1 protein-coding gene is annotated in these 606 nt (G+C 64.5%); it reads left to right on the plus strand.

From position 1 onward, the window contains the following. A partial coding sequence (locus AC1DTW_RS28155; protein ID WP_477985343.1) for a SixA phosphatase family protein occupies positions 1 to 547 on the plus strand: 547 nt, incomplete at its 5' end. Positions 548 to 606: the final 59 nt, after the last annotated feature.

The following is a 606-nucleotide window of genomic DNA, read 5'->3' on the forward strand; positions in this document are numbered from 1 at the left end:
CATGAGGCAAGGGGTTACGCAATCCGGCAAAGTGACGGTGGAACCTGGACACCGCATTGCAATGAAGACTCTGTTTCTCGTGAGGCATGCCAAGTCGAGCAAGGACGAACCGACCCTGTCCGACCGGGATCGGCCGTTGGCCGATCGGGGGCGCAAAGAGGCGCCCCAGATGGGCAAGCGCCTGGCCAAACGGAAGGTCAGGCCCGATCTGCTGTTGTCGAGTCCTGCGCTGCGCGCGCTGACGACGGCCCAGCTCATTGCCGACGAGCTCGGCTGCGAACGCGAGGACATCGTGGTGGACGATCGGCTGTACGCGAGCAGCGCGGATGGCCTGCTGGCCGTCATTCGCGCGCTCGACAACAGGCTCGACCGGGTGATCCTCTTCGGCCACAACCCCGAGTTCACCGAGCTGGCTCACCGGCTGTCGAGCGAGATCGTCGACATGCCCACGTGCGCGGTGGCTGAGTTTCGCTACGACACGAGGAACTGGTCTGACATCGGTTCGGCGGAGCCGGCCGAGTCGACGCTCGATCATCCGGGGAAATAGCGACCCGCGCGTTCGCGTCGTTGGTCGTCGAACGCTCATGCGCTTTGGGTCTTCCGAGC

This window comes from Rhizobacter sp. P5_A1 (assembly GCF_056400745.1).